Below are 24,638 nucleotides of genomic sequence, written 5' to 3'. Positions count from 1 at the left end.
TTAACTAGTTGTTAATAAACAAGTTTATCCATATAATTGGAGATAATAATCTAAATAAATATGCTTTTTGCTTTGGATTTTCTGAAAAAGATTAAATATATCATCAATAGTGACGTTTAGACCACATGAAAACTACACAATATCACATATCATGACCCATATAATTGCTAAAAACTTGAACAAAGCTTAGCAAAGATTGCATATCACGAACATCTATTGACTCATGCAATAATTTTCAAATCAAAGAATATCAATGGATTCACTTAACTGAACAGTTATATTCATATGCCTATAATGTTGAAACAAAATTTCAATCGCGCACCAATAATCACATGAGCAATTTATATAAACTTAGCTCATACAATTACATGCCATGGCAATATTTTTTACTTAAAAAAAGCAAAATCACTAAGCAATGATTCTATAAATTTGCTATAATATTTGAGCAGTAAATGTGTATAAATTCTAAGTTGCATGTTGAGAATATCCTATCAAGCACAATTATCAGACACTAGTTTAGAGCAACCACAACACCAGTGCTATCCCGCTCCATTACCAGAAACAACTCCCATTTGACCTACCAACAACACAGAAAACTATCAAGTATAATTCTAGGAATTAATACATAAACTGCTCAAATCTTAAAGCTCTTATCTTAAAACTCTTATCTTAAAGCTCTTACACATCATAAGCTTCTGCTGGATTAGCAGTAAGCAAAGCAGAGCGTAACTTTTGCAAAGCTCGCGCTTCAATTTGACGCACCCTCTCTTTTGAAATTCCTAGCTTTTCACCCAAAACTTCTAAAGTAGCTCCTTCTTCATTTAAGCGACGGAAGCGAATAATTTCAAGTTCGCGCTCATTGAGAATTTGTAGTGCATCATAAAGCCATTGTGTCCGCCGCTGACCATCAATCGTTTGTTCAATTAAAGCATCAGGCAGAGGATTATCATCAACGAGCACATCCATTTTAGCAGTAGCATTATCGCCATTCTCAGAAACGGAAACGCTTAATGAATTATCAGAACTAGAAAAACGGAAATCCATCGTTTCAACATCGCGAACTGAAACGCCAAGTTTTTCTGCAATTGTACGAAAGATATCTTGTTTTGTAAGAGCCCTATCATCTTGCACCAATTTTGCCCGTAAACGCCGAAGATTAAAGAAAAGCGCTTTTTGCGAAGAACTTGTTCCTCCTCGAACAATTGACCAATTTCGCAAAATATAATCTTGAATAGAAGCACGTATCCACCATGTTGCGTAAGTTGAAAAACGCACCTCCCTATCAGGCTCAAAACGCGCTGCAGCTTCCAATAACCCGACATAACCTTCTTGAACCAGATCTCCTAGTGGCATTTTAAAACGTTTAAAACGATTGGCGATCGCAATCACCAAACGCATATGAGATGCTGCAATTTGATGCATAGCAGCGTCATCGTGTTTATCTTTCCATCGCAGAGCCAAATCATACTCTTTTTGCCGTTCAAGATAAGGGGCTTGCATAGCAGAACGTACCATATTGCGCCCCAAACTCTTGTCTACATCGCCATAATTTCTACTGTTTTTATAAACAGCACTTGAAAGATTACCCATAATCACCCCTTGCGATTAAAATTTTCAAAATTGATTTGACAACGACATCATCGTTCTTCTTCCAAAAAGAACGCAAAAGTTGTTTTATTCATAAATACTACTTTAACGTGTATTTTTATAATCGCAATTGTTTTTTTATTGTAATCGTAAAACTTGTTATCTTAAGCTACAGATTTATTAATAAAATAGTGATGTGATACGCCTCTAAACCTAAGAAATATCTAGAAAAACTGCTCTTTACATCTTCACGACATAAACAGTGAAAAACAAAAAATCCTTAACAAAACAGTCTCTGTCTTGTTTGATCGTCGACTTACTTAATATCTATAAGTGAATAATTTATTTTATGCTTTCAGCTTTCTAATACAACCAATAGGTGTTATATATATCTTAGGGAACGGCTCAAAACCTAAACAATAAAATAAAAAGAAGCACCAAAAAACAATAAGGTGATTGAAGCAATGCAAGCAAACATGCTAAAAGAGTGGCATAATTATGGAATAGTTGAGAATAACTTTTCTACATACGGCACTGAGAAAGAAAGCGATCATGGATAACAAGATTGTGCAACAGAATGATATTTTTATTGAAAACTATGGAAGTGGTAGGTTTGAAGGTTTTCGTTTTTACAGCAACAAAAGCAGTGCCGACCAGATATCTGATACGCAAAACTTAGAAAATAACGAAAATTTAATCATGGCATTCACTAAACGTGCAACACGTTTTTGTTCTTCAGCCAATGGAGACTTTACACTCAGTTCTGATGGAACTGTGCGCTGGATTGGCCAACCAGTAGGAAAACTTATCGCAACAGAAAATTTTTTAAACCCAAAACCCATTCTTCTAGCAGATGCGCAATTAACGGGAGAAGCCCGCGATCAAGTAGTACAACGATTAGAGCGTTTTGTAATCTTTCATTTTGAAACAGCTTTAAAACCACTATTTGATTTACGCAATGCTGATACTTTAACGAATTCAACAACAGACCTTGCTCTACGACTCGTTAACTCTTTAGGAATTTTACCCCGTAGAGAAATAGCTGAAATCGTCAAAAATCTTGACCAAGAATCACGGTCAGTGCTGCGGCGGCTAGGTGTTCGCTTTGGTGCTTTTCATATCTATGTTGCAGCAATACTTAAGCCAACTCCAGTTAAAGCAATTATGCTATTGTGGAACCTTAAAAATGAGAATCATGACAAAACTGGTTTAAATGAGATTTTTACTGCTTTGGATGCCGGACGTACTTCCTTGGTTGTTGACCCTACTTATAATCACAAATTTTATCAGTTAGCTGGTTATCGAGTTTTAGGTCAGCGTGCTGTACGAATTGATATTTTAGAGCGTCTTGCTAACCTGATTCGTCCTGCACTCCATTGGAAACAAGGAATAGAACCAAAACCAGATGGGGCATATGATGGTAAAAGTTTTTTTGTTACTCCAGCAATGATGTCTATCCTTGGTGCCAATGGAACTGACATGGAGGAAATTCTTAAAGGACTTGGTTATCAATCATACCCATGTAGCAACACTGTTATTGAGCAAACCCTTCTTCAAGACAAAATCTCCACTCATGCAAATACAACAGATAACGTAGGGTGTCATGCGAGTACGATAGAACAGAATATTCCTGAAGCAGAATGTGTTGGAGATCAATGGCAAAAAATAAACACATCAGAAACAAAACAGGAAGAAAAAAGAATGCTGTCTTCTTGTGCTGAAGAACAGATCCGTAACATAAATCACTTACCCGCTGCTGAACCTGTTGGCAATCTTTTTAAACAAAAACAGATTATAGCAGGAGACAAAATTGTTTTACTCTGGCGTTATAACCATTACTCCCATAAAAATCGGAATAAGTCTGGGCAAATACGGCGAAACAAGCATAAGGAAGTTTCAAAAACGGAGAATGGCACCAATCAAAATACCCTTAGAAATTCATCAACACATAATAAGCGTTTTAGTAAATCTAAAACTACCCATACAAAACACTCGCATCATAAAGTATCTCGAATAGACAAACAGCTCAATCCTGATTCGCCTTTTGCAAAATTAGCCGCACTGCGCGATAAACTGACAAATGACAAAGACTCGCGTACACTTCCTTGCAATAATTATGAACTTTGTGACGAAAACGGAGTTCAATCTTGGCCCATGTAGTAACCGACAACTGTATTCACTGCAAATACACCGATTGTGTTGAAGTCTGCCCTGTCGATTGTTTTTATGAAGGTGAAAATATGCTTGTCATTCATCCCGATGAATGTATCGACTGTGGTGTCTGTGTGCCAGAATGCCCAGCGGAGGCCATCAAATCCGATACAGAGCCTGAACCAGATCTAGAAAAATGGCTAGAGCTCAATCTGCATTATGCAACTAAATGGCCTAATTTAACAACAAAAAAAGATCCTCTTCCCCAAGCAAAAGAAATGGATGGTGTTCCTGATAAATTAGAAAAGTATTTTTCAGAAAATCCGGGAAGTGGTGAATAATAACTACGCAACATTCCTTACCATTATTAAGGAATTTAAATCATTCCATGTGAATACAAAAAATTACAAGTGAAATGATTGATTTTTTTGATTTTTGATGTTAGTGTTCCCCTAACAAAGATATCTTTCTAAGTATTCTTTCTTTTCTTTTTTGTTATAAAGCAAAGTGTTTTTTATTGAATTTAAAAGTACTAGGCTTTTATGCTCATTAAACTTAGTGTAATATACTTGGTCAAAGAACATTCAATGTTCAGGCTTATGGCCTGTTTTTGGCGTATTTGTTTGTTACAAAGGGAGTAAACTAAAATATGGCATCCCAAAACAGCACCTCTTCTAATGCTAAAGGATTCTCGACATCTGAATATATAGTATATCCTACTCACGGAGTAGGTCAGATTGTAGCAATCGAAGACCAAGAAGTTGCAGGGCACAAATTAAAGCTTTTTGTCATTCATTTTGCTAAAGATAGAATGGACATCAAAGTGCCAATTGCAAAAGCTATCTCTGTTGGGATGCGAAAATTATCTGCTATGGACTCTGTTGAACGTGCATTGAAAGTTTTACAAGGAAAAGCACGAATTAAAAGGGCAATGTGGTCACGGCGAGCTCAAGAATATGATACTAAAATTAATTCAGGAGATCTTATTTGTATAGCTGAAGTAGTACGCGATCTTTTTCGTTCCAATTTACAACCTGAACAATCTTATTCTGAACGCCAGCTCTATATCGCTGCACTTGACCGGATGGCTCGCGAAATTGCTGTTATCAATAGTCTGTCTGAAACAGAAGCTATCAATCTTATAGAGATGCATCTTTCTAGCAAACCAAAGCACAAATTTAAAACTGAAGTAGATGAAACAGATGCAAGCAGCAATACTGTTTGTGCTGCATAAGAAATAATAAGATTTTTTTAATAATAAAAAATCAGCTTTAAAAAAAACCAGCTTTAAGCTGGTTTTATTTTTATATTACTAAATGTTAATATAGAAAACAATGTTGATAAAAACTTAGCTAATTTTTCTGTAAAATAATATACCACCATCAGCACTTCAATCTTTTTATAAAGTACTATAAAACTTTATCAGGGATAAATATTTCTATTACAAAAAGATACAATCAATACCAGAAATTGCCTCTTACAGATAGCAACGAAACACAGCACGCTTTAAAAACACCCACATACATTTACAAAAACACAAACCCTTTAGAAGAACACTTCCTACAGATCATCTTTTGATTTACCTGCGTACGCGACTAAGCCACTGCCTAAAATAGCCGAAAAATGAAGAGACTAATCCTTTACAGGCAAAACTAAACGCCCACGATACATCCCAGTCTTCAAATCAATATGATGAGGGCGACGCAATTCACCAGAATCTTTATCTTCGATATAAGTCGGCGTCTTAAGAGCGTCAGCAGAACGACGCATACCCCGCTTTGATGGAGAGGTTTTCCGTTTAGGTACAGCCATAAAGAGATACTCCAAATCCATTAAAAAAGAACAGGCAGCATCGAAATAACACAGCCCTTATAATAATATTAGCAAATTTGATTTTCTTATACACTGATTAAAGCCTTTTGACTAGACGTTCATTTAATTTTTTATTTAGCTTTAATACAGCTCTCACATACAATAATATATATAAATATAAAAATAGAATTTGTTTTTTAAATAAATGGGGATTACAGCCTGTTTCAGTTAGTTCAAATAAAACAAAACCACAGTTTTATCCTCTAATTCCAGAACGTTATTTATAAAACACAAGGAAGCGAGAATGCACGAATTTACCATCTTTCTTGCGGAACATGGCAACGCTGTTGAAAAGCGACTTAATATGCTGTTGAGTAATAAAATCCAAAATGGTGAAATTGCTCGTCCTGAAATCCTGATAAAAGCTATGCGCTACGGGGTGCTAAATGGTGGTAAACGTCTACGCCCTTTTCTTGTTATACAAAGTGCAGCACTTTTTGATATACCTATTGAACACTCTCTTAATGTCGGCAGTGCATTAGAATGTGTTCACTGTTACTCGCTTATTCACGATGATCTTCCTGCTATGGATAACGACATACTACGACGCGGACAACCCACTGTTCATAAAGCATTCAATGAAGCTACAGCAATCTTAGCGGGTAATGCTCTTCTAACTTTTGCTTTTGAAATTATTGCAGATAAGTCCTCCACTCTCTCCTTTGAAACTAGAATAAACCTCATAACAGCTTTAGCACAATCAGCAGGATTTGGTGGCATGATAGGAGGGCAAATGCTTGATCTTGAAGCTGAAAAAAAACCAAAAGATAGTGACAGTATTATCACTCTACAACGCATGAAAACAGCCGCTCTTATAAGCTTTGCTTGCAAAGCAGGAGCAATCATCGGCAATGCTTCTGAAACATTAATACAAAGACTTGCCGATTTTGGTACATATATTGGCCTTGCCTTTCAATTAACGGATGACCTGCTTGACATGACTACCAGCACTGAAATTCTAGGAAAAACAGCTGGTAAAGATGAAGCAGCGCATAAGGCTACTTTTGTCCGTCTTTATGGTATACAAGAAACACAAAAAAAACGAGACGAGCTTATTGCTAAAGCAGAAAAACTTCTGCACCCATTTGGTGCGAAAGCAAAACCCCTACAGCAAGCAGCCCGCTTTATAGCAACACGCAAAAACTGATAGCTTATTTTCTATAAAACAGAAAAACAAAATATTTTCTTTATCTTATCTTTATTAGATTTAGCCTTGTCCAAAGCGGGTATGAATATAGTCACCAAGTATCTCTTCAAATTCCTCAGCGATATGGTTTCCACGCAAAATTTTAACCTTTTTTCCCTCAATAAAAACGGGCGCTGCTGGATTTTCACCTACTCCAGGCAAAGAAATCCCAATATCAGCATGTTTTGATTCTCCGGGACCATTAACAATACAACCCATTACAGCAACCTTTAATCTTTCAACACCAGGGTACTTTTCACGCCACAATGGCATATTGCTATATAAATTTTCTTCAATTTTTTGTGCTAATTGCTGAAAAACTGTTGAAGTCGTACGACCACATCCAGGGCAGGCAGTCACAATAGGTAAAAATTGCCTAAATCCCATAACCTGCAAAAGCTCTTGAGCCACCCTAACTTCCCTTGTCCGATCTCCACCAGGTTTAGGAGTCAATGAAATACGGATTGTATCTCCAATCCCTTGCTGCAACAAAATTCCTAAAGCTACAGAAGAAGCAACGATACCCTTTGTTCCCATACCTGCTTCTGTTAGTCCTAAATGGATAGCATAGTCGCAACGCTCTGCCAAAGAGATAGAAACAGCAACAAGATCTTGTACATCACTCACCTTAGCAGAAAGAATAATTTTATCACGCCCCAATCCTATCTCTTCAGCGAAAATAGCTGACTGTAAAGCTGACTGAACAACGGCTTCTCGCATAACTTCAGCAACAGATACGGGATTCTCCTGCTTAGCATTTTCATCCATAAGCTGTGTTAACAATGCATTATCAAGTGATCCCCAATTTACACCAATTCGAATAGGCTTACGGTACCGACAAGCAATTTCAATAATTTCTGCAAACTGGCGATCTTTCTTTATACCAAAACCGACATTTCCAGGATTAATTCGATATTTTGCGAGTGCCTCAGCACATGCAGGATGATCCGCTAAAAGCTTATGACCAATATAATGAAAATCACCTACCAATGGTACAAAAATATTCAACTGTTCCAATTTTTGTCGTATTTTTGGCACAGCAGCAGCTGATTCATCACGATCAACAGTTATCCGAACTAATTGTGATCCTGCTTTCCAAAGAGCGGCAACTTGTTCAACTGTTGCATCAACATCAGCAGTATCCGTATTTGTCATTGACTGAACAACAATTGGACTATGACCACCAACAACTACGTCACCAACCATAACTGCAACTGATTGACGACGTTCAAAAGGTTTAGATAAATAATACGCTGTACTCATCACGCCCTCAAATTTCTAAAATCTGCACTCTCAATCATTATGATGGCAAAAACTAACACCGTACAATTTGAAAATAGACCACTACCTTTATACAAAACGCCTCCGCACCCCAACAAACAGCATAAAGTAATGCAACCTTACCCGCTCTCAAACCGTTGTATCAAAATCCCAAATATAACTCCAGCCACCGCTAGGCAGTATAAAGCGTAAAGGAGCCAAAAATGTGTTTATTTTCTATCTATTCTAAAAATGCTAAAATTAAAAAGCATATTGCACAATTGAAAAATGAACTCATCCCAATAAATCATTTGTACTCTAATGATAATATATTTGACCACATTTTTAGTATGCTTACTACATGGAAGAAAAAAAGTCATCAAGCACTCTACCATCTAAATGAGCATGCTACACAATTGAAAAAAATTGTGAAAAAAAACCCGAAAACAGCCCTTACAATAGCCGTAGCAGGAACAGCCTTAGCGTGTTTTTTACTAATACGTAAAAAACACGCTAAAAGCTAAATTTGCGTAACAAATAAACTGTTTCAACGCTCACCTAAAAAGTGAAATTTTATACCTAATTAAGAGGGCGTTACAGAATACTGTAGTTGTTTTAAGTTGGAAACAGCAATTTGATGGCATGTATCATAACAAACCAAACAAAATCTTCCAAGGTAAACGCCCACTTACTGTAAGCAAAAGGTATAAAAATCAAACTAAAAATCCCCAAAATCTTAACCTCCATAAATGTTACTAGTCAGAAGAACGTTGCGAAGTATCCACGTATGTAACCACAGACATACCAGGAATAAGCTTCTCGACACCTTCTTGTCTAGGATCTAAAGCAATACGAACCGAAACACGTTGCGCAATTTTGATAAAATTACCAATTGCCGTATCTGTTTTTAACAGTGAAAATTCCGAACCTGTGGCAGGTGCAAAACGAACTACACGTCCCGTCAATTTTTGATTATTTAACGCATCAACAGAAAAAATTACAGGTTGCCCAACACGCATTTGAGAAAGTTGTGTTTCTTTATAATTAGCAATAATCCAAATATCATCAGAAACAACTGACACCAATTTTGTACCTGGTGAAACATATTGTCCTACCCGCGCACCAACTGACCCAACATACCCTGTTCTAGGAGATAAAATCTTAGTATGTTTCAAATTGAGCCTAGCTAATTCAACACCAACCTTTGCTCCCGCAACATCTGATTGCAAACTTTGTCGTTCAAGATCTAATTGCTTCTGCAATTGACGTTTTATTTCAAGTGTTGCTAATAATTGCGAAAGAGGACGAGAACTTGAACTTGCAGTCTCAGCAAAATTTGATTTCTTACTTCCGGAAAGAACATTTGAGAATGTTTGAGCCCGTGCTAATTCAGCTTCTGCTATACTAATTTCTCCTTGCAAAAGCTGAGCCTGCAATACAATACCTGCAAGCTTTGCACTTTTTGAATCAAGAACTGCTTGCGCCTGTGCAAGCTGTTGCTGAAAAAGAGAATCATCGAGTTCAAATAACAGCATCCCTTGCTCAACTTTTTGATAATCTTGAACATAAATCCGTGCAACTACACCAGATATCTGCGGACTTACAAGAGTAACATCACCTTTAATTGAAGCATTATCTGTTTTTTGAATTGCGCTAACAAACGGAGGAAGATTCCAAGCCCATAAAATCAGCAAAACACCGATAATACCGGACAGAAATACAATGATCGTTGCTTTTGATCGCAATGCCGCTATCACTTTGTTCACCCCCCTTTATGAACATAATCCTGCTTTTTGAATGCAGCGAAAGAGTGTAATTTAAAAAATATTTTGATAAGAAAAATAATAAATACAACCATTGCAATATAAAAATAAAGCCGAAAAACATCATCATAAGCAAAAATATTTGCTGTTAATTTAAACTTATCAATCAGCTCAGCAATGCCTCGCCCATCCCTAAAAATAGGGGGAATAGAAGCATCGTAAAAAGGCGATAATAAGGCATTCATTTCATGAGAAACAAGTGGATCGGTAACAACAATATTTTGTGTTAAACGCTCAAAGTGCTTATAAGCGAAAAAAAACTGTAAACTACCAAAAAAGGCCGCGCTCACTAATCCTCCTGTAACTTGTGTCAGAAGAAAAACTGCAATAAAACTTAAAACATAACTAGGCCCTCGATCGTTAGCTATAACAAACCCCTTGAAAAGAGCAGGCGGCAAAAAAAGTGCATAACCAAAGCTGATCAATCCTTGACTCAACATCATATCTTCCGGACGTGTCAATTGACTCACATGACTATCCAAATAAGATCCCAATGCTAAACAACCCAAAGACAAAAGATAAAAGTAATCTTCACGACCAGACCGCAAAAAAAAGACACAAATCCCCCCTCCTAAAAGGGTACCAATTGTCACAGCAAGATACATGGGAAACATCTCACGATTTAACAAACCAAAAAGATTAAAAAAACCCGCAGCTAAAGTTGATTGCTCCAATAACAAAACACGAAAAAGCAATAAAATAAGAACGGATTGTGCCATTTCTTTACTGAAAAGCCAGCGTAAATCAATTAATGGTTTTTCTCTATTCAACTCAATGATCGTGGCAGTGGATAAAAACATAACAGTCAGTGCGAGCCCCCAGCCAATCCACGGAGTTTCAAACCACCAATATAACTTACCAACAGAAATAATCACTGCATTTAATCCAAGACCAAGTGCAATCAAACTGTAGCTAACCCAATCCAAATTCCTAATGACCTTGTTCCGTGCTACTGGGGTAAGCGGAAGAGAAAAAATACATACAAGACTAATAAGAACCAATCCCATCTCCATCGCTGAAAGACCAGAAAATCCACGATTCTCTAGTAAATCAGGCGAAATTAAACGTGATAAAGGAACTGCCAAAGTAGCATTCATATAATTCAGACTAAGACCAATGGTAAATTTCTTTGCTGGTGCAAAAGCCTCCATCATATAAAGAAGCGCTAAGGAAGCCAATGGCGCCGCAGCAATACCAGCAAAAAAACGAATAATCAGCGCAGAATGTAAATCCGTAACAAATAACTGTAAAACACAGACTAAAACAAACCCAAGGATCGATAATTCAGCGAAAGCCCGAAGCCCAAACTGATAGCGAATCTTGATCAACATGATTGCAACACTCACATTTGGTGCCATATAAGCAGCAATCAACCATGTAGTTTCAGTCAGAGTCGCATGAAAATCGCCAGTAAGCTGAATAATGTTAGATTGAACAACATTCGCCCCTAAACCATAAGCCCACTGCAAAATAAAGGAGGCAAAAATATAAACAAAACACTTTGGCAAAGGGCCTGCAAAAACAGCATTAGGATTAAGAAATGACCCAACTTCTTCAGAAGACATAGCTGTATTATTTTTACCGCTCATGTCACCTTTTCCTGCATAACTTGTTATACCTCCTCCATCAAGGTATCATTAAAAGTTGTCAGTTTACGAAAAAATTCTTCTATTTTATGACCTGTCTCATCACTTAAATCTCCTGTTAATGTTGCCCGAAATTGCAAAATTTGCTGTTCTAATACATCAAAGGAAAGATGATCAACAGCTACAACTCGCTCTGCTAAAAGAGAACAACCTGCAGAGGTAATATCAGCAACACCTCCGCAAACAGCAAATAATTTTTCACTAGAAGAAGATAAAACGCGAACACTTCCAAACGTAATGCTAGCAAGTAATGGCGCATGATGAGCCATTACTGTTAGAGAGCCTGAATCTGAAGGAAGAACAACGGATATAACATTTTCTGAAAAAACAAGCTTTTCAGGTGACACCAACTCAAACAAAAAATGCTCTACTTTACTGTTTTCCACAGTGACCTCCACAAACCAAGATACAGAGACCTCTTATATCTCTATGACCAATACTCATAACAGAGTTCATATTATGAAGAAGCTTCTGCTATCAAACGCTTTCCTTTTTCAATTGCCTCATCAATAGAACCAACCATATAAAAAGCTGCTTCTGGTAAATGATCATAATCGCCAGCGCAAAGACCTTTAAAGCCTTTAATTGTATCTTCCAAAGAAACAAACTTTCCAGGAGAACCAGTAAAAGTTTCAGCTACATGAAAAGGTTGTGAAAGAAAACGCTCAATTTTACGTGCTCGCCCTACAAGCAACTTATCATCTTCAGAAAGTTCATCCATTCCAAGAATAGCAATAATATCTTGCAACGATCTATAACGCTGCAAAATGGTTTGAACTTGACAAGCAACAGTATAATGCTCTTCACCTACAATTAATGGATCTAACACACGCGAAAAAGAATCAAGCGGATCAACAGCTGGATAAATACCCTTTTCAGCAATTGAACGAGAAAGAACTGTTGTGGCATCCAAATGCGCAAAGGATGTTGCAGGCGCCGGATCAGTTAAGTCATCAGCCGGAACATAAATAGCTTGAACAGAAGTGATGGACCCCGTTTTAGTACTGGTAATACGCTCTTGTAAAGCTCCCATATCTGTTGCCAAAGTAGGCTGATATCCTACAGCGGAAGGAATACGCCCTAAAAGAGCTGAAACCTCAGCACCAGCTTGTGTAAAACGGAAAATATTATCCACAAAGAAAAGAACATCTTGACCTTCATCACGAAAACTTTCAGCAATGGTCAATCCTGAAAGAGCAACGCGTGCACGTGCCCCTGGTGGTTCATTCATCTGCCCATAAACAAGTGCACACTTTGAACCTTTTGTTGAACCATTATTATCTTTTGGATCTACATTCACACGACTTTCGATCATTTCATAATAAAGATCATTACCCTCACGTGTACGTTCTCCTACACCAGCAAATACTGAATACCCACCATGAGCCTTTGCAATATTATTGATAAGCTCCATAATCAAAACAGTCTTACCAACCCCAGCTCCTCCGAATAAACCAACTTTACCACCTTTAGAATAAGGTGCTAATAAATCAACAACTTTAATGCCAGTGACAAGAATCTCAGATACTGTTGACTGCTCAATATACTCAGGAGCTTCTTGATGAATAGAACGCATTTTGCTCGCAGCAATCGGACCAACATTATCAACTGGCTCTCCAATCACATTCATAATACGACCAAGTGTTGCTTCACCAACAGGCACACTAATCTGTGTTCCGGTATCAAAAACCTTTTGACCACGCACCAAACCATCCGTCGTATCCATGGCTATAGTACGAACCGTATTTTCACCTAAATGTTGTGCAACTTCTAAAACAAGTCGATTGCCCAAATTTTCTGTTTCTAATGCATTCAGAATATTTGGTAATTCACCTTCAAATTGCACATCAACAACAGCACCAATAACCTGCTTAACTTCACCAACTGAACCTTTTGCATTCATATCCTTAGAAGAAGTAGAAACAGAATCTGAAGAATCTTTCACGCCATCTGGAGAGTTCGAGGCAGTTTTTTTTACGCCCGAACGAGCAGCTGATTTTTTGCCCTCAATTTTTGATGCCTCTTTGCTTGCCGTTACTGCTTTTACCATCAATACTTACCTCTTCAATTTAAAGCGCTTCAGCGCCCGCAATAATTTCGATCAATTCCGTAGTGATCTGTGCTTGACGCTGACGATTATACGTCACTGTCAATTTATTAATCATTTCACCAGCATTTCGCGATGCATTGTCCATAGCACTCATCTTGGCACCCATTTCACCAGCAACATTTTCAAGCAGAGCCAAAAAAATTTGCACAGAAATATTACGTGGCACAAGCTCATCCAAAAGAGAAACTGCATCTGGCTCATAATCATAAACAGTCGACTGCATAGCTTTATTTTTTTCTGTTTTTTCAGCAATGTCTGCTCGCTCAACAGAAGCTTGTGATAACGTCGGAATCAAACCAAAAGACGTTGGACGCTGATTAATAACCGAAACAAACTCTGAGTAAAATAGCGTACAAACATCGAATGCACCATCATTGAACAACTCAATGATCTTTTGACTGATCATTGCTGCTTCTGTAAAACCAATACGCTTTACAGAACGCAAATCAATATGATCAATCATAAAGGCTCTATAATCGCGCAGCAAAATATCCGCACCTTTTTTGCCAACAGTTAAAATCTTAACTATTTTACCAGAAGAAATCAGAGACTCAATCTGTTCACGAACACGGCGTACAATCTGGATATTAAAAGCACCACATAAACCACGTTCAGCAGTACATACTACTAAAAGATGAACATCATCTCTACCAGTACCACGCATCAGAGGAGGAGCATCAACCGCATCAACATCAGCAGCAACATTAGCCAAAATAGCAGCCATACGATGCGCATAAGGGCGAGCAGATTCAGCTGCCTCTTGCGCACGATGCAGCCTTGCCGCTGCAACCATCTGCATAGCCTTAGTAATCTTTTGTGTTGCCTTAACCGAAGTAATACGGTCTCTAAGATCTTTCAGCGACGCCATATACACATTCCATCAATTCACTACGAAAAATTCTTCGCATAACTATTAAGGATAGTAATCAACCTACCCCTGATATCATCTGTTATCTGCTTCTGATCAGCAATCGCCTTCAAAAGATCTTGATGATCAGTGCGCAAAAGTGTCAAAAGACCTTGCTCAAACCGACCAACATCAGAAACAGACAAGGCATCAAGATAACCATTAACACCAGCAAAAATGACAACAACCTGCTCTTCTGTCTTAAGGGGAGAAAATTGTGGCTGCTTTAATAGTTCTGTCAAACGCGCACCACGATTCAAAAGACGCTGAGTCGACGCATCCAAATCCGAACCAAATTGTGCAAAAGCTGCCATCTCACGATATTGAGCCAATTCACCTTTGATCGAGCCAGCAACCTGCTTCATCGCTTTAATTTGTGCTGCAGAACCAACACGAGAAACAGAAAGACCAACATTCACAGCAGGACGAATCCCTTGATAAAATAAATTGGTTTCTAGAAAAATCTGCCCATCAGTGATCGAAATAACGTTAGTCGGTATATAAGCAGAAACATCATTTGCCTGCGTTTCAATAACTGGCAAAGCTGTCAATGATCCAGAACCATTCTCTGCATTTAGCTTCGCAGCACGCTCCAAAAGACGAGAATGCAGATAAAAAACATCCCCAGGATAAGCTTCACGACCAGGCGGACGACGTAGCAAAAGAGACATCTGACGATAAGCAACAGCCTGTTTCGAAAGGTCGTCATAACCAATCAACGCATGCTGACCATTATCTCGGAAATACTCACCCATAGCGCAACCAGCAAGAGGTGCAATAAACTGTAATGGAGCAGGATCAGACGCTGTAGCAGCTACGATAATTGAATAATCAAGAGCTCCACGCTCTTCCAAAACTTTAACAAACTGAGCAACCGTCGAGCGCTTCTGACCAATCGCAACATAAATACAATATACTTTATCTTGGTCTCTACCAGAACCTTCTTCATGAAAAGATTTCTGATTTAAAAATGTATCAAGCAAAATCGCTGTCTTTCCCGTCTGACGATCGCCGATAACCAACTCACGCTGTCCACGACCAATAGGAATGAGAGCATCAATGGCTTTTAGCCCTGTCGACATTGGCTCATGGACTGACTGACGTGGAATAATTCCAGGAGCTTTAACATCAACACGACGACGTTCCGTTGCTTTAATAGGACCCTTACCATCTATAGGATTGCCCAAAGCATCAACAACACGCCCAAGCAAAGCTGGACCAACAGGAACATCAACAATAGTACCTAATCGCTTAACCCAATCACCTTCGCGAATGTCACGATCTGACCCAAAAATAACAACCCCGACATTGTCAATTTCCAAATTGAGTGCCATACCGCGCACACCATTTGAAAAAGAAACCATTTCACCTGCTTGGACATTATCCAAACCATAAACGCGGGCAATACCATCACCCACAGATAAAACCCAACCAATTTCAGAAACTTCAGCCTTTTGCTCAAAGTTCTTGATTTGCTCTTTCAGAATTTTTGAAATTTCAGATGGTCTAATATCCATCAGCTGACCTCTTTTTTCAATGCAAGCTTAAGTGAAGACAATTTCGTCATAAGAGACGTATCAATCTGAGATGATCCTAAGCGAACAATCAGTCCACCAAGAATTGTTGGATCAACAGAGATGCGTAGCAAAACTTTTCCGCCAACGACACTTTCCAAAGCCACACGCAACTCTTTCTCCTGATGAGAACTTAAAGGAAGCGCAGAAACAATCTGCGCCGAAATTTCTCCACGAGATAAAGCGACACGACGTTGAAAAGCGTGTAAAATACCAGATAAGGCACGAAGCCGACGGTTTACTGCGATAACACGCAAAAAATTACAAATAATCTGACCAGCACCTTCATCAGCAAACCCAATATTTTCGCAAACAGAACGTATCACTCTTACTTGTTCTTTTACCGAAAAGAATGGATTTTGCAAAACGCGCTTCAAATCTTCATTTTGATCCAAGATAAGTAAAAAAGATGCCACTGCTTTTTCAACATCCTCTATAAACCCTGCTTCTTGAACGAAATCAAAAAGGGCTTGCGCATAACGCTGATCTACCAACGGCAGCGGCATAAGAGAAAATGAATCTGACACGAAATACCGCCTCTTTCTCTTGAACAACCCATCTGATGACCATCAGATGAAACAAAATCAAACACCCCAAATCTTAAGAATCTTTTCCTTAAAACTTAGAATAAATAACTTTCGATTTCCTAGCACAGACACCACCGACTCGCAACATAACAAATCGATGCTTTCAAAAAATTTTAAACAAAATATTTCTGAAATATATTCTTTTAAGAATCTTAATGAAAACCTCTATTTTTTCCACTTTCCTTCTTGGCATCTTTAGATAAATTTTTCAAGTATCTTCTTTCTGTATACAAACAATCTAAAATGAGAAATAGGATTCTTTCTTCTTTGTCGTGAAATTAAATCGTTCAACTTAACATACTTATCCATAAAAGAAATCTCTATCATAGAGACCAAAAGATGGCTTCATTTTATACACAAACATAACAAATAAATGATTACACACAAATTATGTAATGCTATAGCCTTTGAAAAATAGGCAACTGTCTGCTTACGTAAAATTGTTCCCTTTGTAGGATATATTGCCTTTTGCAAATCCTATCTTAAAAAAGTGAATCTCCATATCATATCGATTATTTTTTAGAGAAAACTCTGTGGGTCAATATCAATTTGAATTCGAACTGAACTAGGCATTTTGGGTGCATTTGAAAGCATCGCACGAATAAATCCTTGCATATCAACAGAACGCTGTCCTTGAAGTAAAAGACGAAAACGATAACGTCCTCGTACAAGAGCTAATTGCGCTTCTGCAGGCCCCATGAGAGAAATATCTTTCTCACATGGGGCAGCTTGGCGTAACGCACGTGCATAATGTTCTGCTGCTTGGCGCTTTTCTGAGGATACAATCAAAGAAGCTAGCCGTCCATAAGGAGGTAGATGATAACGCTGACGCATTGCGATTTCGTGTGTATAAAATTCATCACGTTGCCGTGAAAGCAAAGCTTGAATCACTGGATGATCAGGTTGATAAGTTTGCAATAATCCTAAACTTTCTAAGCCCGTACGCCCTGCCCTCCCTGTAACCTGAGACAAAAGCTGAAAGGTACGTTCAGCAGCACGTAAATCGCCATTAGCAAGGCCAAGATCAGCATCAATAACCCCAACCAAAGACAACCTAGGAAAATGGTGTCCCTTAGCAACTAACTGCGTTCCAATAATAATATCGACATCCCCATTTGTAACGGCTTCCAACTCACGTCGCAACTGACCAATCCCACCTTGTAAATCGGTTGATAGAATCAACAATCGTGCTTGTGGAAAAAGTCCTCGTATTTCTTCAGCGATTCTTTCTACACCTGGTCCACAAGCTACAAGATGATCTAAAGTTCCACATTCAGGACAAGCTTCTGGAAGTGGTTGATGATAACCACAATGATGACATTTAAGCTGACCTTGTGAACGATGCTCAACTAACCAACTTGAACAATCCGTACAATGAAAACGGTAGCCACACACTCGACACAAAGTTAAAGGTGCATAACCACGCCGGTTAAGAAAAAGGAGCGCCTGTTCTCCCTTTTCAATGGTTTGTATTAAAGCACGTTCAAGAGTAGAAGAAATAAAACGTCCTCTTTGCGCTACTCCTTTACGCATATCAACAACCTGCAAATGTGGCAAAGATGCTGCATTAAAACGCGATGGTAAATTTACCCGCTGATAACGATTCCACAAAACATTAGCCTGACTCTCAATTGATGGGGTAGCTGACGATAAAATAACAGGAAAATGTTCGAAAGAACCTCGTGCAACTGCCATATCACGGGCATGATAAAAAATGCGCTCTTCTTGTTTATAAGCGCTATCATGTTCTTCATCGACAACAATCAACCCAAGATCTTGAAAGGGTAAAAAAAGCGCTGAGCGTGCTCCAGCAACAACCCGCACTCGCCCTTCTGCAACTTGCCGCCATATACGTTCTCTACGACGTGGCGCCAAATCTGAATGCCATTCAGCCGCCGATGCCCCAAAGCGAGCAGAAAAACGATCCAAAAACTGCTGTGTTAAAGCAATTTCTGGCAACAGAATCAAAACCTGCTTACCGCATATTAAAGCTTGAGCAACTGCTTCAAAATAAACTTCTGTCTTTCCTGATCCCGTAACGCCATCAAGCAGAAAAACTTGAAACTGAGAAGCCAAAACTCCTTCCCGCAGCAGTGCTGCTGCTTCTCTCTGTGCTCCCTCTAATACGGGAGAACAAAAATCAGGATCAGGCAAAGCTACAATGGCAGGTGCAGGTACCATAACATTTTCAAAAATCCCGAAAGATTTTAAACCTTCAACAACAGAAACAGAAGCTCCAGCTGCATGAGCAAGACCAGAACGAGTCCAAATCATACCATCGCGTGCCAACTCCAAAACCCGTAATCGGGCTGGTGTCAAACGCGCCACATGTCCACCACAATATCGTAATCCTGAAACCTGCGCTTCCGGCTCTAATGCAGCTGGAACACATAAAACCAATCGAGCGATAAGACCAAAAGGAGCCATCGTATACCGACTGACAAAACGTAAAAAGGTTATCATCTCAGCTTTTAACGGTGGACAATCAAAAACATGAAGAACAAAATGCAATTTTCTATGTGCTACAGATGCAGCTTTCTTCTCCATCTTGGTGGTCTGCTCTCCCACATCCACCACAAAACCACAAACTTCACGCCCCATCACTGGAACACGAACGAAAGAACCAACTTCAATCTTCATAGAAGAAGGAACAACATAACTATAGGCATGAGTAACAGGAAGAGGCACCAAAACTGAAACAATATTTCTCTCTGTCACGTTCAATTTTACCTTTTGTACCAACTTTATTTGTACAGGGACACTTTTATACTCATACCGTTTTTGCAACTTATATTTTGATAAAGTACCCGTTATCAAAGAATCTTTTTTGCATGACTTATCATCAAGATCCTATACACAACACCTTGCAAACAACAACCACTTTCAATTTAAACTGCAAGTGCTATTTTTATCCTGTTTATAAGTACCTCATTCTTTCCTTTTCCCAACTCGTGGCTCATTATATCTTCTATTATTATACAAACATTAAGCGTAATCTTGCTTTTACAATAAGCAAGAGCATAAAAGAAACAAGATGAAACATCAGAGACTTTCAATTAAAGATCTTTAAAAAATAAGGAAGTTTAGCATGAAATTTTTTGTAGATAGCGCTAACATTGAAGATATCCAAGAATTACAAAGTTTAGGCTTGATCGATGGTGTCACAACAAACCCTTCACTCATCCTAAAATCAGGGCGCAGTATTCTTGAGGTTACAAAAGAAATTTGCGCCCTTATCAAAGGTTCTGTCTCTGTTGAAGTCACTGCAACAGAATTTGAAAAAATCATGAAAGAAGCAGATGTTTTAGCAAAAATTGCTGACAATATTTGTATTAAACTTCCATTAACTCTTGATGGACTCAAAGCATGTAAAGCACTTACCACTCAAGGATTAAAAACAAATCTAACCCTATGTTTTTCTGCTAATCAAGCCTTATTAGCAGCAAAAGCCGGAGCAACTTTTGTTTCCCCCTTTATCGGAAGGATAGAAGATTATGGAATGAACGGCAGTGAACTGCTCAGTGAAATTCGTACTATTTATGATCAATATCATTTTACAACACAAATTTTGGCTGCTTCTATCCGCAATGTTAATCATGTCAAAGAAGCAGCGTTAAGTGGTGCAGATATTGCAACCATTCCGCCAACAATCTTAAAAGCTTTAGTCAAACACTCTTTAACCGACCAAGGTTTACAAATATTCTCCGCTGATTGGGAAAAAACTGGACAAAATATCGTGTAAAAAATAGCTCCATATTTATTATAGCTTATGATGGTATCATCGATAACTTAAAAATCTTTAAGATCAACCGAAAGCAAGAGAAATATTTTTTCTGCTAATTCTTCAGCAGCTCGCTTTTCTGCATCTTTTTCAGCTTCTAATCCAGCATATAATTGATTAGGTTGATTAAAAGATGCACTAATAGACCCTTTACCTTGCACAATAAGGCCATTCTTATCTTTCACAGCAACACCACTCTTTATATCTTTTAAAATATAAGAACCTACACCCGTAACTGTTCCGTATGAACCCAAACGTGTTGGTGCCTTAGGAAAAAAACTCTGGGGATTCTTTGACCACTTCTCAAATTCTTGCAATCCAGAGGGATGATTAGGCTTCTCCTCAAGTGGCCGCCCTAATATCTGTTTAACGATGGATGCATGCAAAGATAATTTATAAATAGGAGCTTTAGGCTTCCCTCCATGCCCATACATAAGAAAAAGTAAATGATTACGTACTTTTTGACCAAAATGATCTGAAGGTTCTTCAACAAAAATCTTAGAAAATATTTCTGAACGCTTGAAAGAAACTTTCTCTACATACTCTTCACGGACATTTTCATCCATAGTCGATAACTGTGGCTGATTATAATAAAGTGGTTCAACCATGCAACCATAAAGAAATACAAGCAAACAAGAAAAAAACGAAAGAAAGAACCTTTTAAATAACAACATTGACAATCCTCTGTGGAACAATAATCATTTTCTTGACAGGCTTTCCTGCCAAGTATGTTTTTACAAAATCAAGAGCTAACACTGCTTTTTCAATTTCCTCTTTATCAGCCATAGCAGCAATCGTTACATCGCCACGCTTTTTACCATTAATCTGCACTGGCAATGTGACACATTCTTGAACAATTAATGCGGAATCATACACAGGCCAACCCACTTCAGACATGAGAATTTTTCCACCAAAAGCAGCATGACATTCTTCAGCTAAATGGGGCATCATAGGGGCAATCATTGCAAGAAAAAAATCCATAGCCTGACGTAAAGCAGATTTCATTTCATTTTCAAGACTTTCTACTTTATTTAACAATGGTGCTATCATATTTAAGAATTCATAAAGACGTGCAATCGCTCGGTTAAATGCAAATTTTTCCAAATCATCTTCTACATCACACAGTGTGCGATGTGCTGCTTTTGAAAGCTCCAACGCTGCACCTTGCTGCCCTGCATATGGAACAACTTCCTTTAAAATCGGGGCACTCAAAGACACACAGCGCCAAACACGTTGTACAAAGCGATGTGCTCCTTCAACACCAGATTCTGTCCAGATAACTTCTCTATCGGGGGGGAATCTGATAATACAAACCAACGAACTGTATCTGCTCCATAAGACGCAATAATATCGTCAGGATCAACAACATTCTTTTTTGATTTGGACATTTTTTCAATAGAACCAATCGTAACTTCACTGTTATCGATCAACTTATAAGCCTGACGTTTTCCATCTTTTTCAACAATTGAGATATCCGCTGGTGAAACCCAACCCTTATCATCTCGATAAGTTTCATGCACAACCATACCTTGAGTAAAAAGCCCCTTAAAAGGCTCATCAATAGTGACATATCCAATCAGCTTCATAGCTCGCATAAAAAAACGTGCATAAAGAAGATGTAAAATCGCATGTTCAATTCCACCAATATACTGTTGAACAGGCAACCATTCATCTATTGTATTCTGATCTACTGGCTCTTGTGCCCAAGGTGCGATAAAGCGTGCATAATACCAAGAAGAATCAACAAATGTATCCATTGTATCAGTTTCGCGCTTAGCTTCCTGACCACAAGAAGGACAAATGACTCTTTTCCATGTTTCATGACGAACAAGAGGATTACCAGGCTTATCAAACGTCACATCATCAGGCAATACAACTGGCAAATCAGCACGCGGTACAGGAACGACCCCACAAACTTCACAATGAACTATGGGGATAGGACAACCCCAATAACGCTGACGCGAAATACCCCAATCTCGTAATCGAAATTGCACTGTTCTTTGTCCCTGAGGTTTACCATCCAACAACTGCTCTTCGAGTTGTTTAGCTGCTGCTTCAAAAGCTTCTTGTGATGTCATACCATTCAAAAAGCCTGAATTAATCATCACTCCATCGCCGGTATAAGCTGTTTCAGCAATAACAAAATCTTTAGCATCTATTCCTTTTGGTAAAACCACTGGCCGCACAGGAAGGCTGTATTTACGTGCAAAATCCAAATCTCGTTGATCATGAGCAGGACAGCCAAAAATAGCTCCTGTTCCATAGTCCATGAGTACGAAATTAGCAACATAAATGGGAATATGAACTGTTGGATCAAAAGGATGAACAGCCATAAATGGAAGACAAAATCCTTGTTTTTCAATCGTTTCAAGAGCTGCAGTTGTCGTACCACCAAACCGACAACTTTCGATAAATGCAGCAAGCTCTTTGTCTTTTTGGGCTAAAGTTTGTGCAATTGGATGATCTACAGAAAGTGCTAAAAAAGAAGCTCCAAAAAGGGTATCAGGACGAGTAGAGTAACAGACAATTTCATCAAATTCATTGGAAAAATTATCAGCAACATTTGTTTTATTCAAAACCCAACGAATGCAAATACCTTGCGACTTTCCAATCCAATTTTTTTGCATAGTACGGACTTTTTTGGGCCATTCATCAAGCTTTTCAAGACCTTCCAATAAGTCTTCGCTAAAATTGCTGATCTTAAAAAACCATTGGGTTAATTCACGCTGTTCTACTAGGGCGCCAGAACGCCACCCCCGACCATCAATAACCTGCTCATTCGCCAAAACAGTATGATCAACTGGATCCCAATTCACCTTAGCAGCTTTACGTACAACCAACCCCTTATGATATAAATCAAGAAATAGCATCTGTTGACGGTGATAATAATCCACATCACAGGTTGCAAATTCACGCGACCAATCTAAAGAAAATCCTAATTTCTTTAATTGCCCACGCATTACTTCAATATTTTTATAGGTCCAAGCTTTGGGATGCACTTTATTTTGCATAGCAGCATTTTCAGCTGGCATCCCGAAAGCATCCCACCCCATGGGGTGCATGACATTAAACCCCTTTGCGCGTTTGTAGCGAGCAACAACATCCCCCATCGTATAATTACGCACATGCCCCATATGAATGCGACCAGATGGATAAGGAAACATTTCCAAAACATAATATTTTTGACGCTGATCCCCCTGAGCGGTCTGAAAAATTTTCTTTTCATCCCAAATAGCTTGCCATTTTTGTTCTTGGACACGTGGATTATAGCGTTCGATTGTCATTCCCATTATACTCTTGATAAAATTGAACCCAATAACTCATTCATGCTTCACCATGGATTAACTCCATCGCCAACATTTTTAATAAGTATGCTATAAGTACCTTACAAAGCTCTTATAAACAACTACCCAATCTCTGAATAAAAACGGAAAGCACGAAAATATGAGCACACTCTACACTACACCCAATGTTTCTTCCATTGAATCATGGGAAAAGATAAAAAAAGACATTGCGGAAACATGTCAAGACATACAGCGCCCCTTAGAAGAGGTTCAACTGGTTGCTGTTTCAAAAACTGTTTCTGCAGATAAGATTATCCCCCTTTTACAAGCAGGACAGTCTATTTTCGCAGAAAATCGCGTGCAAGAAGCTGCTGAAAAATGGCCTCTTTTGCGAAAAAAATTTGATACTATTGAACTGCATCTCATCGGTCCTTTGCAGTCTAACAAAACAGCAGAAGCTGTCAAAATTTTTGATGTCATTCAAACTGTCGATAGGGAAAAAATAGCTAAAAGCTTAGCTAAAGAGATGCAAAAACAAAAAAGATACCTCCCTTGCTATATTCAAGTAAATATTGGATTAGAACCCCAAAAAAGTGGTATTACTCCGCAAGAAGTAGTACCTTTTGTTGCTCAGTGCAAAAATCATTATGGACTTGATATTATTGGGCTTATGGCAATCCCACCAGTACAAGAAAACCCTGGACCCTATTTTGCACTCTTAAAAAAGCTCGCAAAAAATGCTGGCCTCTCAAAACTTTCTATGGGAATGTCTAATGATTTCAAAATTGCTCTTCAATTTGGCTCTAATGTTCTTCGCATTGGTTCAGCTTTATTTAAAAAATATCCTACATGATTCCATATTCTATCAAA

19 protein-coding genes and 1 pseudogene are annotated in these 24,638 nt (G+C 38.4%); 7 read left to right on the top strand and 13 right to left on the bottom strand.

Going from position 1 to position 24,638, the window contains the following annotated elements; all coding sequences use genetic code 11:
* Positions 1–678: 678 nt before the first annotated feature.
* Positions 679–1,590 carry an RNA polymerase factor sigma-32 gene (locus V3565_RS04085; protein ID WP_455477941.1) on the bottom strand — a complete coding sequence of 304 codons (912 nt, stop codon included), beginning with the start codon at positions 1,588–1,590 and terminating at the stop codon, positions 679–681.
* 549 nt (positions 1,591–2,139) lie between these two features.
* Here V3565_RS04085 and V3565_RS04080 point away from each other — a divergent pair.
* From V3565_RS04080 to V3565_RS04070, 3 genes are all read left to right on the top strand, one after another.
* Positions 2,140–3,747, top strand: a complete 1,608-nt coding sequence (locus V3565_RS04080; protein ID WP_455477940.1) for a hypothetical protein — start codon at positions 2,140–2,142, stop codon at positions 3,745–3,747.
* Positions 3,735–4,079: a ferredoxin FdxA gene (gene fdxA, locus V3565_RS04075; protein ID WP_455477939.1), complete on the top strand. Its 345-nt coding sequence runs from the start codon at positions 3,735–3,737 to the stop codon at positions 4,077–4,079. The genes V3565_RS04080 and fdxA overlap by 13 nt, the downstream gene beginning before the upstream one ends.
* A gap of 308 nt (positions 4,080–4,387) precedes the next feature.
* Positions 4,388–4,972, top strand: a complete 585-nt coding sequence (locus V3565_RS04070) for a CarD family transcriptional regulator (RefSeq protein WP_455477938.1) — start codon at positions 4,388–4,390, stop codon at positions 4,970–4,972.
* Between the two features lie 398 nt (positions 4,973–5,370).
* On the opposite strand, the gene rpmF is transcribed toward V3565_RS04070, so the two are convergent.
* Entirely contained in the window at positions 5,371–5,550 is a 180-nt protein-coding gene (gene rpmF, locus V3565_RS04065; RefSeq protein WP_455477937.1) for a 50S ribosomal protein L32, read from the bottom strand.
* A 304-nt stretch (positions 5,551–5,854) separates the two neighbouring features.
* Here rpmF and V3565_RS04060 point away from each other — a divergent pair, with 304 nt between their 5' ends.
* Positions 5,855–6,757, top strand: coding sequence for a polyprenyl synthetase family protein (locus tag V3565_RS04060; RefSeq protein ID WP_455477936.1), 903 nt, complete (start codon positions 5,855–5,857; stop codon positions 6,755–6,757).
* A 60-nt stretch (positions 6,758–6,817) separates the two neighbouring features.
* Here the strand turns inward: V3565_RS04060 and ispG are convergent, their stop codons facing one another.
* A complete protein-coding gene (gene ispG / locus V3565_RS04055; RefSeq protein WP_455477935.1) occupies positions 6,818–8,059 on the bottom strand; it encodes a flavodoxin-dependent (E)-4-hydroxy-3-methylbut-2-enyl-diphosphate synthase in 1,242 nt (413 codons plus the stop codon).
* A gap of 221 nt (positions 8,060–8,280) precedes the next feature.
* Between ispG and V3565_RS04050 the strand changes: the two genes are divergently transcribed.
* Positions 8,281–8,580, top strand: a complete 300-nt coding sequence (locus V3565_RS04050) for a hypothetical protein (protein ID WP_455477934.1) — start codon at positions 8,281–8,283, stop codon at positions 8,578–8,580.
* 231 nt (positions 8,581–8,811) lie between these two features.
* Here V3565_RS04050 and V3565_RS04045 read toward each other — a convergent pair whose 3' ends face one another.
* The 8 genes from V3565_RS04045 to V3565_RS04010 form a co-directional block, all read right to left on the bottom strand.
* The gene (locus V3565_RS04045; protein ID WP_455477933.1) at positions 8,812–9,813 is read right to left on the bottom strand and encodes an HlyD family secretion protein; all 1,002 of its coding nucleotides are present in this window, start codon (positions 9,811–9,813) and stop codon (positions 8,812–8,814) included.
* Between the two features lie 5 nt (positions 9,814–9,818).
* Positions 9,819–11,468 (bottom strand): MFS transporter, encoded by a 1,650-nt coding sequence (locus tag V3565_RS04040; protein ID WP_455477932.1) that lies wholly within the window; start codon positions 11,466–11,468, stop codon positions 9,819–9,821.
* A gap of 23 nt (positions 11,469–11,491) precedes the next feature.
* Positions 11,492–11,911: a F0F1 ATP synthase subunit epsilon gene (locus V3565_RS04035; RefSeq protein WP_455477931.1), complete on the bottom strand. Its 420-nt coding sequence runs from the start codon at positions 11,909–11,911 to the stop codon at positions 11,492–11,494.
* Between the two features lie 71 nt (positions 11,912–11,982).
* Entirely contained in the window at positions 11,983–13,575 is a 1,593-nt protein-coding gene (gene atpD, locus V3565_RS04030; RefSeq protein WP_455477930.1) for a F0F1 ATP synthase subunit beta, read from the bottom strand.
* A gap of 19 nt (positions 13,576–13,594) precedes the next feature.
* Positions 13,595–14,503: a F0F1 ATP synthase subunit gamma gene (locus V3565_RS04025; protein ID WP_455477929.1), complete on the bottom strand. Its 909-nt coding sequence runs from the start codon at positions 14,501–14,503 to the stop codon at positions 13,595–13,597.
* A 20-nt stretch (positions 14,504–14,523) separates the two neighbouring features.
* Entirely contained in the window at positions 14,524–16,059 is a 1,536-nt protein-coding gene (atpA, locus tag V3565_RS04020) for a F0F1 ATP synthase subunit alpha (protein ID WP_455477928.1), read from the bottom strand.
* Positions 16,059–16,643 carry a F0F1 ATP synthase subunit delta gene (locus tag V3565_RS04015; protein ID WP_455477927.1) on the bottom strand — a complete coding sequence of 195 codons (585 nt, stop codon included), beginning with the start codon at positions 16,641–16,643 and terminating at the stop codon, positions 16,059–16,061. Before V3565_RS04015 ends, atpA begins: the two co-directional genes overlap by 1 nt.
* Before the next feature lie 579 nt (positions 16,644–17,222).
* Positions 17,223–19,421 (bottom strand): primosomal protein N', encoded by a 2,199-nt coding sequence (locus tag V3565_RS04010; protein ID WP_455477926.1) that lies wholly within the window; start codon positions 19,419–19,421, stop codon positions 17,223–17,225.
* Positions 19,422–19,791: 370 nt separating this feature from the next.
* On the opposite strand from V3565_RS04010, the gene fsa reads away from it, so the two are divergent.
* Positions 19,792–20,445, top strand: coding sequence for a fructose-6-phosphate aldolase (gene fsa / locus V3565_RS04005; protein WP_455477925.1), 654 nt, complete (start codon positions 19,792–19,794; stop codon positions 20,443–20,445).
* Positions 20,446–20,492: 47 nt separating this feature from the next.
* Here fsa and V3565_RS04000 read toward each other — a convergent pair whose 3' ends face one another.
* Both V3565_RS04000 and leuS read right to left on the bottom strand, forming a co-directional pair.
* On the bottom strand, positions 20,493–21,092 hold the full coding sequence (locus tag V3565_RS04000; RefSeq protein ID WP_455477924.1) for a hypothetical protein: 600 nt from the start codon (positions 21,090–21,092) through the stop codon (positions 20,493–20,495).
* Positions 21,093–21,144: 52 nt separating this feature from the next.
* A pseudogene (gene leuS / locus V3565_RS03995) lies at positions 21,145–23,768 on the bottom strand (leucine--tRNA ligase).
* A gap of 160 nt (positions 23,769–23,928) precedes the next feature.
* On the opposite strand from leuS, the gene V3565_RS03990 reads away from it, so the two are divergent.
* On the top strand, positions 23,929–24,621 hold the full coding sequence (locus tag V3565_RS03990) for a YggS family pyridoxal phosphate-dependent enzyme (protein ID WP_455477923.1): 693 nt from the start codon (positions 23,929–23,931) through the stop codon (positions 24,619–24,621).
* Positions 24,622–24,638 lie beyond the last annotated feature (17 nt).

Source organism: Bartonella sp. B10 (genome assembly GCF_053794435.1).
Note: the sequence above shows the minus strand (reverse complement) of the source record. Positions and strands in the feature narration are given on the sequence as shown.

Bases quoted from the DNA above. Each gene is read 5' to 3' on its own strand.
- ispG (WP_455477935.1), bottom strand. From the start codon at position 8,059: ATGAGTACAGCGTATTATTTATCTAAACCTTTTGAACGTCGTCAATCA.
- V3565_RS04025 (WP_455477929.1), bottom strand. From the start codon at position 14,503: ATGGCGTCGCTGAAAGATCTTAGAGACCGTATTACTTCGGTTAAGGCA.
- V3565_RS04000 (WP_455477924.1), bottom strand. From the start codon at position 21,092: ATGGTTGAACCACTTTATTATAATCAGCCACAGTTATCGACTATGGAT.
- V3565_RS04085 (WP_455477941.1), bottom strand. From the start codon at position 1,590: ATGGGTAATCTTTCAAGTGCTGTTTATAAAAACAGTAGAAATTATGGC.
- V3565_RS04040 (WP_455477932.1), bottom strand. From the start codon at position 11,468: ATGAGCGGTAAAAATAATACAGCTATGTCTTCTGAAGAAGTTGGGTCA.
- V3565_RS04080 (WP_455477940.1), top strand. From the start codon at position 2,140: ATGGATAACAAGATTGTGCAACAGAATGATATTTTTATTGAAAACTAT.
- fsa (WP_455477925.1), top strand. From the start codon at position 19,792: ATGAAATTTTTTGTAGATAGCGCTAACATTGAAGATATCCAAGAATTA.
- V3565_RS04060 (WP_455477936.1), top strand. From the start codon at position 5,855: ATGCACGAATTTACCATCTTTCTTGCGGAACATGGCAACGCTGTTGAA.
- V3565_RS04050 (WP_455477934.1), top strand. From the start codon at position 8,281: ATGTGTTTATTTTCTATCTATTCTAAAAATGCTAAAATTAAAAAGCAT.
- V3565_RS04070 (WP_455477938.1), top strand. From the start codon at position 4,388: ATGGCATCCCAAAACAGCACCTCTTCTAATGCTAAAGGATTCTCGACA.
- rpmF (WP_455477937.1), bottom strand. From the start codon at position 5,550: ATGGCTGTACCTAAACGGAAAACCTCTCCATCAAAGCGGGGTATGCGT.
- atpD (WP_455477930.1), bottom strand. From the start codon at position 13,575: ATGGTAAAAGCAGTAACGGCAAGCAAAGAGGCATCAAAAATTGAGGGC.
- V3565_RS03990 (WP_455477923.1), top strand. From the start codon at position 23,929: ATGAGCACACTCTACACTACACCCAATGTTTCTTCCATTGAATCATGG.
- atpA (WP_455477928.1), bottom strand. From the start codon at position 16,059: ATGGATATTAGACCATCTGAAATTTCAAAAATTCTGAAAGAGCAAATC.